14 protein-coding genes and 1 riboswitch are annotated in these 13,303 nt (G+C 70.2%); of the genes, 11 read left to right on the top strand and 3 right to left on the bottom strand.

Annotated features, from left to right (window positions below; translation table 11 throughout):
- Positions 1-10: 10 nt before the first annotated feature.
- The 3 genes from mnmE (at position 11) to AC1HIL_RS03805 (ending at position 3,009) form a co-directional block, all read left to right on the top strand.
- Entirely contained in the window at positions 11-1,420 is a 1,410-nt protein-coding gene (gene mnmE, locus AC1HIL_RS03815; protein ID WP_057591859.1) for a tRNA uridine-5-carboxymethylaminomethyl(34) synthesis GTPase MnmE, read from the top strand.
- Between the two features lie 106 nt (positions 1,421-1,526).
- The gene (locus AC1HIL_RS03810; protein WP_296733178.1) at positions 1,527-1,988 is read left to right on the top strand and encodes a Crp/Fnr family transcriptional regulator; all 462 of its coding nucleotides are present in this window, start codon (positions 1,527-1,529) and stop codon (positions 1,986-1,988) included.
- 76 nt (positions 1,989-2,064) lie between these two features.
- Positions 2,065-3,009, top strand: a complete 945-nt coding sequence (locus AC1HIL_RS03805) for a zinc-ribbon domain-containing protein (RefSeq protein WP_479671185.1) — start codon at positions 2,065-2,067, stop codon at positions 3,007-3,009.
- 12 nt (positions 3,010-3,021) lie between these two features.
- Here the strand turns inward: AC1HIL_RS03805 and AC1HIL_RS03800 are convergent, their stop codons facing one another.
- Positions 3,022-5,007 (bottom strand): monovalent cation:proton antiporter-2 (CPA2) family protein, encoded by a 1,986-nt coding sequence (locus AC1HIL_RS03800; protein WP_413761948.1) that lies wholly within the window; start codon positions 5,005-5,007, stop codon positions 3,022-3,024.
- A gap of 123 nt (positions 5,008-5,130) precedes the next feature.
- On the opposite strand from AC1HIL_RS03800, the gene AC1HIL_RS03795 reads away from it, so the two are divergent.
- From AC1HIL_RS03795 to AC1HIL_RS03780, 4 genes are read left to right on the top strand one after another with little or no spacing between them, the layout of a single operon-like run.
- Positions 5,131-6,132, top strand: a complete 1,002-nt coding sequence (locus AC1HIL_RS03795) for a KpsF/GutQ family sugar-phosphate isomerase (protein ID WP_479671184.1) — start codon at positions 5,131-5,133, stop codon at positions 6,130-6,132.
- Positions 6,132-6,680 carry a KdsC family phosphatase gene (locus tag AC1HIL_RS03790; protein ID WP_057597889.1) on the top strand — a complete coding sequence of 183 codons (549 nt, stop codon included), beginning with the start codon at positions 6,132-6,134 and terminating at the stop codon, positions 6,678-6,680. The genes AC1HIL_RS03795 and AC1HIL_RS03790 overlap by 1 nt, the downstream gene beginning before the upstream one ends.
- Positions 6,677-7,324 (top strand): LPS export ABC transporter periplasmic protein LptC, encoded by a 648-nt coding sequence (gene lptC, locus AC1HIL_RS03785; protein WP_479671183.1) that lies wholly within the window; start codon positions 6,677-6,679, stop codon positions 7,322-7,324. The genes AC1HIL_RS03790 and lptC overlap by 4 nt, the downstream gene beginning before the upstream one ends.
- Before the next feature lie 10 nt (positions 7,325-7,334).
- Positions 7,335-8,123 (top strand): SDR family oxidoreductase, encoded by a 789-nt coding sequence (locus AC1HIL_RS03780; protein ID WP_479671182.1) that lies wholly within the window; start codon positions 7,335-7,337, stop codon positions 8,121-8,123.
- A gap of 70 nt (positions 8,124-8,193) precedes the next feature.
- On the opposite strand, the gene AC1HIL_RS03775 is transcribed toward AC1HIL_RS03780, so the two are convergent.
- Complete coding sequence (locus tag AC1HIL_RS03775; RefSeq protein WP_479671181.1) at positions 8,194-8,724, bottom strand: RNA recognition motif domain-containing protein; 531 nt, start codon at positions 8,722-8,724, stop codon at positions 8,194-8,196.
- Positions 8,725-8,990: 266 nt separating this feature from the next.
- A riboswitch (yybP-ykoY riboswitch) is annotated at positions 8,991-9,098 on the top strand.
- Positions 9,099-9,188: 90 nt separating this feature from the next.
- On the opposite strand from AC1HIL_RS03775, the gene AC1HIL_RS03770 reads away from it, so the two are divergent.
- From AC1HIL_RS03770 to AC1HIL_RS03755, 4 genes are all read left to right on the top strand, one after another.
- Positions 9,189-9,752 carry a TMEM165/GDT1 family protein gene (locus tag AC1HIL_RS03770; RefSeq protein ID WP_057597363.1) on the top strand — a complete coding sequence of 188 codons (564 nt, stop codon included), beginning with the start codon at positions 9,189-9,191 and terminating at the stop codon, positions 9,750-9,752.
- Positions 9,753-9,908: 156 nt separating this feature from the next.
- Positions 9,909-11,069, top strand: coding sequence for a homoserine O-succinyltransferase MetX (gene metX / locus AC1HIL_RS03765; protein ID WP_057597362.1), 1,161 nt, complete (start codon positions 9,909-9,911; stop codon positions 11,067-11,069).
- Entirely contained in the window at positions 11,066-11,653 is a 588-nt protein-coding gene (gene metW, locus AC1HIL_RS03760) for a methionine biosynthesis protein MetW (protein WP_057597361.1), read from the top strand. Before metX ends, metW begins: the two co-directional genes overlap by 4 nt.
- Positions 11,654-11,669: 16 nt before the next feature.
- Positions 11,670-12,257 (top strand): IMPACT family protein, encoded by a 588-nt coding sequence (locus AC1HIL_RS03755; protein WP_413761952.1) that lies wholly within the window; start codon positions 11,670-11,672, stop codon positions 12,255-12,257.
- On the opposite strand, the gene AC1HIL_RS03750 is transcribed toward AC1HIL_RS03755, so the two are convergent.
- Complete coding sequence (locus AC1HIL_RS03750) at positions 12,202-13,155, bottom strand: ion transporter (protein WP_057597359.1); 954 nt, start codon at positions 13,153-13,155, stop codon at positions 12,202-12,204. The genes AC1HIL_RS03755 and AC1HIL_RS03750 overlap by 56 nt on opposite strands.
- Positions 13,156-13,303: the final 148 nt, after the last annotated feature.

The raw sequence follows: 13,303 nt of genomic DNA, 5'->3' as shown, positions 1-13,303 counted from the left end.
GAATCCGCCCATGCTCGCCCGCGCCTCCGATCCCATCGTCGCCATCGCCACCGCTTCCGGCCGTGGCGCGGTCGGCATCGTGCGGGTGTCGGGCGTTCGGCTCGCCCCGCTGATCGAGGCGCTGTGCGCGCGGCCGCTCAAGCCGCGCGAGGCCACCTACCTGCCCTTTCGCGATGCGGCGGGCGAGGCGGTCGACCACGGGCTGGCGATCCATTTCCCCGCGCCCCATTCGTTCACGGGCGAGGACGTGCTCGAGCTCCAGGCCCATGGCGGCGCGGTCGTGCTGCAACTGCTGCTGGCGCGCTGCCTGGAGGCCGCGGCCGAGCTCGATGCCGTCACCGGCCGTCCCCGGCTGCCGGGCCTGCGCGTGGCTGAGCCCGGCGAATTCAGCCAGCGCGCCTTCCTCAACGGCAAGATCGACCTGGCCCAGGCCGAGGCGATCGCCGACCTGATCGATGCCAGCACCGAGGCCGCCGCGCGCAGCGCGGGGCGCTCGCTGTCGGGCGCCTTCTCGCGCGAGATCCACACGCTGCGCGACGCGCTGATCCACCTGCGCATGCTGGTCGAGGCCACGCTCGACTTTCCCGAGGAAGAGATCGATTTCCTGCAGAAGGCCGATGCCGCGGGCCAGCTGGCGCGGCTGCAGGGCCAGCTCGCGGCCGTGCAGCAACGCGCGCGCCAGGGCGCCCTGCTGCGCGAGGGCATCAAGGTGGTGATCGCGGGCCAGCCCAATGCCGGCAAGAGCTCGCTGCTCAATGCGCTGGCCGGCGCCGAGCTCGCGATCGTGAGCGCGGTGGCCGGCACTACGCGCGACGTGGTGTCGCAGACCATCCAGATCCATGGCGTGCCGCTGCACGTGGCCGATACCGCGGGCCTGCGCGAGAGCAGCGACGAGGTGGAGCAGATCGGCGTGGCGCGCGCCTGGGGCCAGATCGAGAGCGCCGACGCGGTGCTGTTCCTGCACGACCTGACGCGTGCCGCTGCGCCCGACTACGCCGCGGCCGACGCCGGGATCCTGCGCGGCCTGCGCGAGAAGCTGCCCGCGGGCGTGCCGGTGCTCGACGTGTGGAACAAGCTCGACGCGGCCGGCTCGGCGTCCGCGCCGGCCGAAGGCATCGCGCTGTCGGCCAAGACCGGTGCCGGCATCGAGGCGCTGCGCGAGCAGCTGCTGGCCATGGCCGGCTGGCAGGCCGTGCCCGAGGGCGTGTACCTGGCGCGCGCGCGCCATGTGCAGGCGCTGGGGCAGGTCGAGATGCACCTGGCGCTGGCGGCCGAGCACCTGGCGGCCCATGCCCAGTCGCTCGACCTGCTGGCCGAGGAACTGCGGCTGGCGCAGAACGCGCTCAACGAGATCACCGGCGAATTCGGCGCCGACGACCTGCTGGGTGTGATCTTTTCGCGTTTCTGTATCGGCAAATAGCGACACTCCACGCGGCCGGCGCCGTCATCGCGTAAACATTTGTAGCCGAAATGTGGGCCGTTCGCGGATACTCCGGCTGAACTGCCCGGGGGCGAGTGAGAGCAGCATGTCCATCCAGAACCTGAGCCGCGCGATCGCGGACAACACCAGCAACGATGCCTTTGCGCTGATCCTCAACGTCCAGCAGTGGGACACGCTGGCCGGGTATCTGCAGCCGCAGGACGTCAACGTCGGCGACGTGCTGATCGCCCAGGGCGCGCAGGACCGTTCGGTCTTCTTCCTCGAGAGCGGCGCGCTCAGCGTGCACCGCGTGAGCAGCAAGGAGCAGATGCGCCTCGCGGTGCTCACCGCGGGTGCGGTGGTCGGCGAAGGTTCGTTCTTCTCGCGCCAGCCGCATGCGGCCAACGTGGTGGTCACCGGTGCCGGCCGGGTCTGGCGGCTCACCACCACGCGCTTTTCCGAGATGTCGAACCGGCAGCCCAACCTCGCGCTCGAGCTCACGATGGCACTCGGTGCCGTCATCGCCAAGCGCATGGCGCACCGCTCGAAGCGCGTGGCGGTGACCTGAGGCGGCACCACCAGACGACGAGCCCCATGCGGCCCCTGCCAGCCGGCGTGCATTTCCTGGATTGCTCCACTTCGCCATGGCCCTGACCTGTCCCGTCTGCAGCGCGGAGAACCGCGAGGGCGCGAATTTCTGCATGCGCTGCGGCGAGCGGCTGACGCCCGCTTCCGCGCCGCCGATCCCGGCCGCGCCCACGCCCAACCCGAGCACGCGCTTCGAGCGCGAATGGGCCGCGACCGCGCCCGCGCAGCTGCGCGCTCCGACCATTCCCGGCGAGCTCTACGATGCGGCCGCCGTCACGCCCGGCGGCGGCAAGGGCCAGCCGCGGGACGGCGATGCCGACCGGACCGTGCTGGTCGGCAGCGGCAAGCCGACGCGCGCGCCGAAGCCGGAGTCCTCGTCCGACGAATCCGCCGAGGCCCGGCGGGCCCGCCGCCGCGAGCGCGCGCAGGCCCAGGCGGCGCAACCGGCGGTCGGCCGGCGCGGCATGTGGCTCTGGGTTGGCCTGCTGGTGCTGGGCGTGGCGATGATCGCGGCGGGCTGGTATGGCTTCGGCAGCCGCGGTGCCGCGCCTGCGGCACCCACGCCGGCCGTCGTGGCGCCCGCGCCGCAACCGGTGCCGGCACCACCGCCCGCGCCCATCGAGCCGGCTCCGGCGGCGGAAGCGCCCCCGGCCCCAGTGGAGCTCGCCGCGCCGGCCGTGGAGGAACCCCCCGCACCCGCGGCCAGGCCCGTCGCGGCCGCTCCGCCGAAGGCCGCACGCAAGGCGGCGACTCCCGCCGCAGCGCCGGCCGTGGCCGAGGCACCCGCGGCAGCCCCACCCCCCGCGGCCCCCGCGCCGGCACCGGCGGCCGCGCCGGCCGATCCGCAATCGCAGTGCGGCGACCGCAACTTCATCGCCAGGGCCCAGTGCATGGCCGCGCAATGCGCCAAGCCCGAGTTCCGCGGCCACGCGCAGTGCGAGGCGGTGCGGCGCCAGCAGCAGCTCGAGGAAGAGAAGCGCAACCCGACGCTGGCGAACTGAGCCTGGCCGGGCTCAGCCTTTCTGCAGCCGGTCGATCGCCATCGCCAGCGCGGCCGGCTTGCCCGACAGCACCAGCGTGTCGCCGTCCGAGAGCACCGTGTCGTCGGCCGGCACGCGCGCCTGGCCGTCCTGGCGCCGCAGGCTCGCCACCCGCACGCCCAGGCCCTGCAGCGACAGCCGTTCCAGCGTCTGGCCGATGGCGCGCGCGCCTTCCGTGAGCGTGAAGGTGTTCAGGCGTTCATGGTCGAGTTCGTCGGCGTTGTCGTCGTCGGCGCCGTGGAAGTAGCCGCGCAGCAGGTTGTAGCGCGCGTCGCGCTGGTCCTGCACCACGCGGATCACGCGCCGCATCGGCACGCCGACCAGCGCCAGCGCATGGCTGGCGAGCATCAGCGAGCCCTCGATCGCTTCGGGGACCACCTCGGTCGCGCCGGCGGCCTGCAGCTTCTCGAGGTCATGGTCGTCCTGGGTGCGCACGATCACCGGCACCTGCGGCGCATGGGCGCGGGTGTTGGCCAGCACCTTCATCGCGCCGGGCACGTCGAGGTAGGTCACGACCACCGCGCTGGCGCGCGCCAGGCCCGCGGCCATCAGCGCCTGCAGCCGCGCGGCGTCGCCGAACACCACCGAGTCGCCGGCCGCGGCGGCCTGCCGCACGCGGTCGGGATCGAGGTCGAGCGCCATGTAGGGAATGCCTTCGCGCTCGAGGATGCGCGCCAGGTTCTGGCCGCAGCGGCCATAGCCGCAGATGATCACGTGGCGCGCCGTGTTGATGGTCTTGCGCGCGATGCTCGTCATCTGCAGCGACTGCTGCAGCCAGTCGCTGGCCACCAGCTTGCGCACGATCGCGTTGCTGTACATCACGATGAAGGGCGTCGCCAGCATCGACAGCACCATCGAGGCCAGCACCGGGTTGGCCAGCCAGGGCGGCAGCAGGCTGCGTTCCTGGGCCAGCGTCAGCAGCACGAAGCCGAACTCGCCGGCCTGCGCGAGGTAGAGGCCGGTGCGCAGCGACACGCCCGAGGTCGCGCCCAACCCGCGCGCGAGCAAGGTCACGAGGCCCAGCTTGAACAGCAGCGGCACCAGCAGCAGCACCGCCACCAGCAGCCAGCGCTCGACCACGATGTGCCAGTCGAGCGACATGCCCACGGTGATGAAGAACAGGCCCAGCAGCACGTCGTGGAAGGGGCGGATGTCGGTCTCGACCTGGTGCTTGTACTCGGTCTCCGAGACCAGCATGCCCGCGATGAAGGCGCCCAGCGCCAGGCTCAGGCCCGCGAATTCGGTGAGCCACGCCAGCCCCAGCGTGACCAGCAGCACGTTGAGGATGAACAGCTCCTCGCTGCGCCGCCGCGCCACCAGGGTGAGCCACCAGCGCATCACGCGCGGCCCGCCGTACAGCAGCACGCCGATCAGCAGGCAGGCCTTGAGCAGCGCGAAGCCCAGCGCCTTGGCCAGCGCCTCGGGCGGCGCGCCCAGCGCGGGGATCAGCACCAGCAGCGGCACCACAGCCAAGTCCTGGAACAGCAGCACGCCCATCACGCGCTTGCCGTGCTCGCTCTCGAGCTCGAGCCGCTCGGCCATCAGCTTGACCACGATGGCGGTGCTGCTCATGGTGAGCGCGCCCGAGAGCGCGAGCGCGGTCTGCCAGCCCAGGCGCCAGTCGGGCGGCAGGAAGGAGGCGATCAGCAGCGCGCCCACGGTGGCGATCGCCATCGTCAGCAGCACCTGCAGCAGCCCGAGCCCGAACACGTGCTTGCGCATCGCGCGCAGCTTGGGCAGGCTGAACTCGAGCCCGATCACGAACATCAGGAACACCACGCCGAATTCGCCCAGGTGCCGGATGCCTTCGGAGTTCTGCGCCAGCGCCAGCGCATGCGGGCCGATCAGCACGCCGGCCGTCAGGTAGCCGAGCATCGGCGGCAGCTTGAGGAAGCGGCATGCCACCACGCCGATCACCGCGGCCACCAGATACAAGAGCGTGAGATCGAACGAAGACATGGTGGGCGATGCTAGAGCAAGAGCCGTGCGCGCGTGGCGCGGCTTCCGGGGCCATTCCGGGTCATGGCGTAGGGGCTCGCCGGGAACCGCGGGGCGGTGGGGCGCGGCCCGTAAAATCCGCCGATGCCCTCCAGCCCCCCCACGCCCCCCGTGGTCGACCCCGCCGCGATGCTCGCGCGGGCGCGCGCCACCTTCGACATCGAAGCCGAAGCCGTGCTCGGCCTCAAGGCGCGCGTGGGCGACAGCTTCGTCGATGCCGTGCGCAAGATCCTCGAGGTGCGCGGCCGCGTGGTCGTGATGGGCATGGGCAAGAGCGGCCACGTCGGCCGCAAGATCGCCGCCACCCTGGCATCGACCGGCACGCCCGCGATGTTCGTGCACCCGGCCGAGGCCAGCCACGGCGACCTCGGCATGATCAAGGCGGTCGACCTCGTGCTCGCCATCTCCAACAGCGGCGAGGTCGAGGAGCTCACGGTGATCCTGCCGGTGGTCAAGCGCCAGGGCGTGCCGCTGATCGCGATCACGGGCCGCGCCGATTCCACGCTCGCCAAGCATGCCGACATCGTGCTCGACGCCGGCGTCGCCAAGGAAGCCTGCCCGTTGAACCTCGCCCCCACCGCGAGCACCACCGCCCAGATGGCGATGGGCGACGCGCTGGCCGTGGCGCTGCTCGATGCGCGCGGCTTCGGCTCGGAGGATTTCGCGCGTTCGCATCCGGGCGGGGCGCTGGGGCGCAAGCTGCTCACGCATGTGAGCGACGTGATGCGCTCGGGCGACGACGTTCCGCGCGTGCCGCCTTCGGCGACGATCAGCGAGCTGATGCGCGCCATGAGCAACAAGGGCTTCGGTGCCGCGGCGGTCGTCGATCCCGCCGGCCGTGCGCTGGGCATCTTCACCGACGGCGATCTGCGGCGCCTGATCGAGGCGGGCGCCGATCTGCGCTTGCCCACGGCGCAGGAAATCATGCACCGCGACCCCCGGACCGTCCGCGTCGATGCGCTGGCCGTCGAGGCCGCCGAATTGATGGAGGAATGCGGCATCACCCGGTTGTTCGTGCTCGATGCGTCGGGGGTGATCGTCGGTGCGCTGAACACCAACGACCTGATGCGCGCGAAGGTCATCTGATGCCCTTCGAATTCCAGCCAGAGACATTGCTCGCCGCGCAGGACATCCGCATCGCCTTCTTCGACATCGATGGCGTGCTGACCGACGGCGGCGTCTACTTCACCGAGCACGGCGAGACCCTCAAGCGCTTCAGCATCCTCGACGGCTACGGCCTGAAGCTGCTGCGCAAGGCCGGCATCCTGCCCGCAGTGATCACCGGGCGCGATTCCAAGCCGCTGCGCGTGCGGCTCGAGGCGCTCGGCATCGAGCACGTGCGCTACGGCACCGAGGACAAGCTGCCGGCCGCCGAGGCCATGCTGCAGTCGCTGGGCTTCGATTGGCCGCAGGCCGCGGCCATCGGCGACGACTGGCCCGACCTGCCGGTGCTGGGGCGCGTGGGTTTCGCGGCGGCGCCGGCCAATGCGCACGTCGAGGTGCGCGACGCCGTGCGCTACGTGACCCGCGCGCGCGGCGGCGAAGGCGCGGCGCGCGAATTCTGCGATCTGCTGGTCACGGCCAGCGGACAGTACCGCCGCCTGCTCGATGTCGCACGGAACACCGCCCTATGAAGCAGGCCTGGAACCTCCTGCGCGGCGTCCTCGATCGCGTCACCATCTACCTGCCGATCATCCTGACGGCCGCGGTCGCGCTCGGCACCTACTGGCTGGTGCGCAATGCGCCCAAGCTGCTCGAGCCGACCGCCAAGGTCGCGCCCACCCACGAGCCCGACTACTTCATGCGCGGCTTCGTCATCAAGAACTTCCTGCCCAGCGGCGACCTGCGCAGCGAGCTGTTCGGCAAGGAAGGCCGGCACTACCCCGACACCGACACCATCGAGGTCGACGAGGTGCGCATGCGCTCGGTGTCGCCGCAGGGCTTCACCACCCACGCCACCGCCAACCGCGGGCTGTCGAACTCCGACGGCAGCGAGATCCAGCTGTTCGGCAACGCGGTCGTCATCCGCGACGCGGCCGTCGGTGCCAACGGCAAGACCTCGCCGCGCCTGGAGTTCCGCGGCGACTTCCTGCATGCCTTCCTCGACACCGAGCGCGTGCAGTCGAACAAGCCCGTCACGCTGATCCGCGGCACCGACCAGTTCACCGCCGACACGATGGACTACGACAACCTGACCGGCATCGCCAACCTCAACGGCCGCGTGCGCGGCACGATGGTGCCCTCGGCCAAGGCGGCCGGCACCGCGGGCAAGCGCTGAGCGCCGCGCCATGACCGCCGCGCCGTCGCCCCTCGTCTTCATCACCGGCGCCTCCAGCGGCATCGGCCAGGCGCTGGCCGCGCGCTTCTACGACGCGGGCTACCGGCTGGCGCTGGTCGCGCGCCGCACCGGCGAGATCGAAGCCTGGGCCACCGCGCGCGGCCTCGACCGCGGCCGCTACCTGATCTACAGCGCCGACGTGGCGCGCACCGACAGCATCGTGGCGGCCGGCGTCGCCAGCATCGAGCGCCAGGGCGTGCCCGACGTGGTGATCGCCAATGCAGGCATCAGCGTGGGCATCGACACCGCGGAGCGCGAGGACCTCGACGTGCTGACGCAGACCTTCGCCACCAACAACGTCGGGCTGGCCGCCACCTTTCACCCGTTCGTGCGCGCGATGAGACAGCGCGGCAGCGGGCGGCTGGTCGGCATCGCGAGCGTCGCGGCCATCCGCGGACTGCCGGGGCACGGCGCCTACTGCGCGAGCAAGGCCGGCGTGGTCGCCTACTGCGAGAGCCTGCGCGGCGAGCTGCACGGCAGCGGCGTCAAGGTCGTGACCCTGCTGCCCGGCTACATCGACACCCCGCTCACGCAGGGCAACCGCTACGGCATGCCGTTCCTGATGAAGCCCGAGGCCTTCGCCGACCGGGCGCTGGGCGCGATCGAGAGCGGCGCCAGCTATCGCGTGATTCCCTGGCAGATGGGCGTGATCGCCAAGATCATGCGCATGCTGCCCAATGCGCTGCTCGACCGCGCGGTGCAGGGACGCGGACGGAAGAAGCGGCGCGGCGAAGGCTGAACCCGGGCCGCGCCGGCCGCGGCAACGAAAAAGGCTCCCGAAGGAGCCTTTTGTCTTTGTTGGAAAGCGATCAGTAGCCGCTGTTGCCGCCGCCACCGTAGCCGCCGCGACCACCGCCGCCGCCGCCACGCGGGCCGGCGCCGTAGGGGCTGCGGAAACCGCCATCGCCACCACCGCCGCCGCCACCACTGCGGCCACCGCCGCCGTAGCCACCACCGCCGCCGCTGCGACCGCCGCCACCACCGCCGTAGCCGCCACCACCGCCGCCGCCGTAGCCACCGCCACCACCGCCGCCATAACCACCACCGCCGCCGCCGTAGCCACCGCCACCACCGCTGCGCGGGGGACGTGCTTCCATCGGACGGGCTTCGTTGACGACCACGCTGCGGCCGCCCAGGGGTTGGCCGTTCATGCCGTTGATGGCGGCCTGTGCTTCCGCTTCACTGCCCATCTCGACGAAGCCGAAGCCCTTCGAGCGGCCGGTATCGCGTTCCATCATGACCTTGGCGCTGGTCACAGCACCGAACTGACCGAATGCCTGCTCCAGATCACCGTCGCGCACCGAGTAAGGCAGGTTGCCGACGTACAGTTTGTTGCCCATCAAGGGACTCCTATAAACACATCAAGAAAAGCGATGGAGTCCCGATTAGCATCACTCAAACGAGAGCCGCCGAGTCGCGCGAAACTGTCCGATCACCCAGTGCCTCCAGCCCGAAATGAAAAGGGAGGCTCGTGCATTATGGGTGAAATACAAGAAATGCAAGCAGGAATTTGCTTCTTGCGGTAGCACGGATTTTGCCTATTGGAGTTAGCGCACGCTTACTAACCAAGCCCCGCACCGGGCCTTTGACACTTAAGGGTTAGAATTCGTCCGTCATTGGGGAGTAGCCGCCTTCCGTCTACGAGAAGGGCCCGCGTCAACAGACTTGTCCTGCCCCACACAGGACATGGCGCGGGCAGTGAAGAACAACACCTGGCGAGACCATTGACCGTGCAACTTCGGGAAATTTGGCCGAAGGTGTTGCACGGTCAATTGCGTCCCTTCGGCCAAGGAACCGTTTTTTCATGGAAGCTTTTCTCGTCGCGACCGGTGTCGTCGCGCTCGCCGAAATGGGCGACAAGACCCAGTTGCTCGCCCTCCTGCTGGCAGCCCGTTTCAGAAAACCCTGGCCGATCGTGGCGGGCATCTTCGCCGCCACCGTCATCAACCATGCGCTCGCGGGCGCGGTCGGCAACTGGATCACCCACTGGCTCGGCCCCGACATCCTGCGCTGGATCCTCGGCGGCTCCTTCATCGCGATGGCGATCTGGATGCTGATCCCCGACAAGCTCGACGACGACGATGCCCCGCGCTCCTCGCACTTCGGCGTCTTCGGCACCACGGTGGTCGCCTTCTTCCTCGCCGAGATGGGCGACAAGACGCAGATCGCCACCGTGATGCTCGCGGCGCGCTTCACCGAGGCCTATTTCTGGGTCGTGGTCGGCACCACCTTCGGGATGATGCTGGCCAACGCGCCGGTGGTCTGGCTCGGCGACCGCATCGTCAAGCGGGTGCCGATCAAGCTCGTGCACTCGATCTCGGCCGTCATCTTCCTGGTGCTGGGCGTGGTCGCGCTGATCGGCTGGTAGCGCCGCCGTCCAAAGCCCGGGGCCTGCCGTCCCGGGCCCGCGGCGATATACTGCCGCTCGCGCCGATTTGCTCCAGCTTGCGGGCGCTTGATAAATACAGCTAAAGACGGATGCCGTGACCCGGCTCGTTTTTGGCGAGGCCGGGTTTTTCATTTCATGTCCTCGTTGGTCGTCACTCCCCAGTCGATGCAGTTCGCGGGCCCGCTGGCCCTGCGCAGCGGCGCGACCATCGGCAGCTACACGCTCGCCTACGAAACCTACGGCACGCTCAATGCCGAGCGCAGCAATGCGGTGCTCGTGTGCCACGCCCTCAATGCCTCGCACCACGTCGCGGGCGTCTACGAGGGCCAGGCCCGCTCCGCGGGCTGGTGGGACAACATGGTCGGGCCCGGCAAGCCGCTGGACACCGACCGCTTCTTCGTCATCGGCGTCAACAACCTCGGCTCCTGCTTCGGCTCCACCGGGCCGATGCACGTGAACCCCGCGACCGGCCGCGTCTATGGCGCCGACTTCCCGGTGGTCACGGTCGAGGACTGGGTCGACGCCCAGGCCGCGCTGCTCGACGCGCTCGGCATCCGCACGCTCGCGGCGGTGATGGGCGGCAGCCTCGGCGGCATGCAGGCGCTGTCGTGGACGCTGCAGTACCCCGAGCGCGTGCGCCACGCGGTGGTGGTCGCGAGCGCGCCCAACCTCACGGCCGAGAACATCGCCTTCAACGAGGTGGCGCGCCGCGCCATCGTGACCGACCCCGATTTCCACGGCGGCCACTTCTACGAGCACGGCGTGATCCCCAAGCGCGGCCTGCGCATCGCCCGCATGATCGGCCACATCACCTACCTCAGCGACGACGTCATGAACGCGAAGTTCGGCCGCCTGCTGCGCAACGCGGTCGAAGGCGAGTCCGGCGGCGACGACGCGGCCTATCGCTACTCCACGCAGGAGATCGAGTTCCAGATCGAGAGCTACCTGCGCTACCAGGGCGACAAGTTCAGCGAGTACTTCGACGCCAACACCTACCTGCTGATCACGCGCGCGCTCGACTACTTCGACCCCGCGCGCGAACACGGCGGCAACCTCACGGCCGCGTTCGCGCGCGCCAGCGCCAAGTTCCTGCTCGTGAGCTTCAAGACCGACTGGCGCTTCTCGCCCGCGCGCAGCCGCGAGCTGGTGAAGGCGCTGCTCGACAACCGCCGCAACGTGAGCTACGCCGAGATCGACGCCCCGCACGGCCACGACGCCTTCCTGCTCGACGACGTGCGCTACATGGGCGTGGTGCGTTCCTATTTCGAGCGCGTGGCCCAGGAGACAGCATCGTGAGCGACAACGACATCCAGCGCCACATCGCCGCGCTCGTGCCCGAGGGCTCGCGCGTGCTCGACCTCGGCTGCGGCGACGGCGCCCTGCTCGCGCTGCTGCAGCGCGAGCGCGGCTGCACCGGCTACGGCGTCGAGATCGCCGACGGCAACGTGCTGCAGTGCATCCGCCGCGGCGTCGACGTGATCCAGCTCAACCTCGACGAAGGCCTGGCGATGTTCGACGACGCCACCTTCGACGTGGTGCTGCAGATCGACACCCTGCAGCACCTGCGCAATGCCGAGGTGATGCTGCGCGAGACCGCGCGCGTGGGCCGCTTCGGCATCGTGGCCTTCCCCAACTTCGCGCACTGGCCCAACCGCATCAGCGTGGCGCGCGGCCGCATGCCGGTCACGCGGCGGCTGCCCTACCAGTGGTACGACACGCCCAACATCCGCGTGGGCACCTTCAAGGACTTCGAGGTGCTCGCGCGCAAGAACAACCTGCGCGTGCTCGATGCCTTCGGCCTGCAGGACGGCCGCGACGTGCGCTGGCTGCCCAATGCGCGCGCCAGCACCGCCGTGTTCAAGTTCGAGCACGGGGGCTGAAGGCGCCCCGCCGCCCATGGCGTTCACGCTCGCCCAGCCGGTCCACAGCGAACTGCTGATCAAGAAGAGCCGCTTCATCGGCTGCGTGCAGTCCGTGCCCGACCGCGAGGCGGCGCTGGCCGTGGTCGCCGCGCTGCGCGCCGCGCACCCGGGCGCGGCCCACGTGTGCTGGGCGCTGATGGCCGGCGGGCAGTCGGCGGCCAACGACGACGGCGAGCCGGGCGGCACCGCGGGCCGGCCGATGCTCGAGGTGCTGCGCCACCAGCAGATCGAGGGCGCGCTCGCGACCGTGGTGCGCTATTTCGGCGGCGTGAAGCTGGGCGCGGGCGGCCTGGTGCGCGCCTACACCGACAGCATCGCGCAGGCGCTGGCCGGCGCGACCCTGGTGCCGCTGGTGCGCCAGCGCACCCTGCGCTGCGAGGTGCCCTATGCGCTCGAGGGCCTGGTGCGGCGCGAACTGGCCGCGGCCGGCGCGGTGCTCGAGTCGGTGGCGCACGCCAGCACGGTGGCCTTCGTCTTCGCGCTGCCCGAGACCGCGGCCGAGGCCTTCATCGCGCGCCTCGACGATGCTGCCCAAGGGCGCGTCGCCTGGCCGCGGGCGTGAGCCGCTTGCGCGGCACGGCGGGCGCGGCTGCTTCGTCGGGCGCCAGCGCCGTCATCGCGAGCACGCCGCGCGGCGCCAGCGGCAAGGCCGCCGCAGTGCCTTCGTCGTCGTAGGGGCGGCGCGCCATCTCGGCCGTCACGATGCCGGTGGGCACCGCGAGCACGCCCCAGCCCAGCAGCATCATCACCGAGGCGATCGCGCGGCCCAGGTCGGTCTTGGGCACCAGGTCGCCGAAGCCCACCGTGGCCATGGTCGAGATCGCCCAGTACACCGCCACCGGGATGCTGGTGAAGCCGTGCTGCGGGCCCTCGACCACGTACATCAGCGTGCCCATCACCAGCACCACCAGCATCACGAAGCCGACGAACACGATGATCTTGCGGCGGCTGGCCGCCACCGCCGAGACCAGCGCGCGGTACTCGGCCGAATAGCGCGAGAGCTTGAAGATGCGGAACACGCGCAAAAGCCGCAGGATGCGCACGTCGATCAGGTAGGCGAGTTCGGGCGTGAGCACGGCCAGGAAGGTCGGCAGCAGCGCCAGCAGGTCGATCACGCCGTAGAAGCTCAGCGCATAGCGCAGCGGCCGCTTCACGCAGGCCAGGCGGCCCAGGTACTCGAGTGTGAAGAGCGCGGTGAAGCACCATTCGAGCACGCCGAAGACCGAGCCCCAGCGCAGGTGGATGGCCTGCACGCTGTCGAGGATCACCACCGCCACGCTGGTCACGATCACCGCGATCAGCACCAGGTCGAACAGCCGGCCCGCGCGCGACTCGGATTCGAAGATCACCGAGAACAGCGAGCGGCGCCAGCCATGCTCGGGCTTGCCGAAGCGCGCGTCGCCGGCCGCGGCCTCGGCCGTGAGGGAAGCGATGGTGTCTCTCGAGAGGAAGGTCGTCATGGTGGCGGATTGTCCGACGCGCCCATGGTTGGCACCGTCGCCGAATCGGGCGATGATGGCGGGCGATCGATTTATTCGGTTACGCCTCTTGCGCAATGAAGTGCAAGAGGTACCGGGTGCATTCTTACGATAGTCGTTTTCATGAGGA

It is taken from the genome of Variovorax sp. ISS6 (assembly GCF_056523145.1).
The sequence above is the reverse complement of the archived record's forward strand: the minus strand, read 5'-3'. Positions and strand labels throughout refer to the sequence as shown.

Excerpts from the sequence above, each read along its gene's own strand:
- mnmE (WP_057591859.1), top strand. The coding sequence starts at position 11 with ATGCTCGCCCGCGCCTCCGATCCCATCGTCGCCATCGCCACCGCTTCC.
- AC1HIL_RS03810 (WP_296733178.1), top strand. The coding sequence starts at position 1,527 with ATGTCCATCCAGAACCTGAGCCGCGCGATCGCGGACAACACCAGCAAC.
- AC1HIL_RS03805 (WP_479671185.1), top strand. The coding sequence starts at position 2,065 with ATGGCCCTGACCTGTCCCGTCTGCAGCGCGGAGAACCGCGAGGGCGCG.
- AC1HIL_RS03800 (WP_413761948.1), bottom strand. The coding sequence starts at position 5,007 with ATGTCTTCGTTCGATCTCACGCTCTTGTATCTGGTGGCCGCGGTGATC.
- AC1HIL_RS03795 (WP_479671184.1), top strand. The coding sequence starts at position 5,131 with ATGCCCTCCAGCCCCCCCACGCCCCCCGTGGTCGACCCCGCCGCGATG.
- AC1HIL_RS03790 (WP_057597889.1), top strand. The coding sequence starts at position 6,132 with ATGCCCTTCGAATTCCAGCCAGAGACATTGCTCGCCGCGCAGGACATC.
- lptC (WP_479671183.1), top strand. The coding sequence starts at position 6,677 with ATGAAGCAGGCCTGGAACCTCCTGCGCGGCGTCCTCGATCGCGTCACC.
- AC1HIL_RS03780 (WP_479671182.1), top strand. The coding sequence starts at position 7,335 with ATGACCGCCGCGCCGTCGCCCCTCGTCTTCATCACCGGCGCCTCCAGC.
- AC1HIL_RS03775 (WP_479671181.1), bottom strand. The coding sequence starts at position 8,724 with ATGGGCAACAAACTGTACGTCGGCAACCTGCCTTACTCGGTGCGCGAC.
- AC1HIL_RS03770 (WP_057597363.1), top strand. The coding sequence starts at position 9,189 with ATGGAAGCTTTTCTCGTCGCGACCGGTGTCGTCGCGCTCGCCGAAATG.
- metX (WP_057597362.1), top strand. The coding sequence starts at position 9,909 with ATGTCCTCGTTGGTCGTCACTCCCCAGTCGATGCAGTTCGCGGGCCCG.
- AC1HIL_RS03755 (WP_413761952.1), top strand. The coding sequence starts at position 11,670 with ATGGCGTTCACGCTCGCCCAGCCGGTCCACAGCGAACTGCTGATCAAG.
- AC1HIL_RS03750 (WP_057597359.1), bottom strand. The coding sequence starts at position 13,155 with ATGACGACCTTCCTCTCGAGAGACACCATCGCTTCCCTCACGGCCGAG.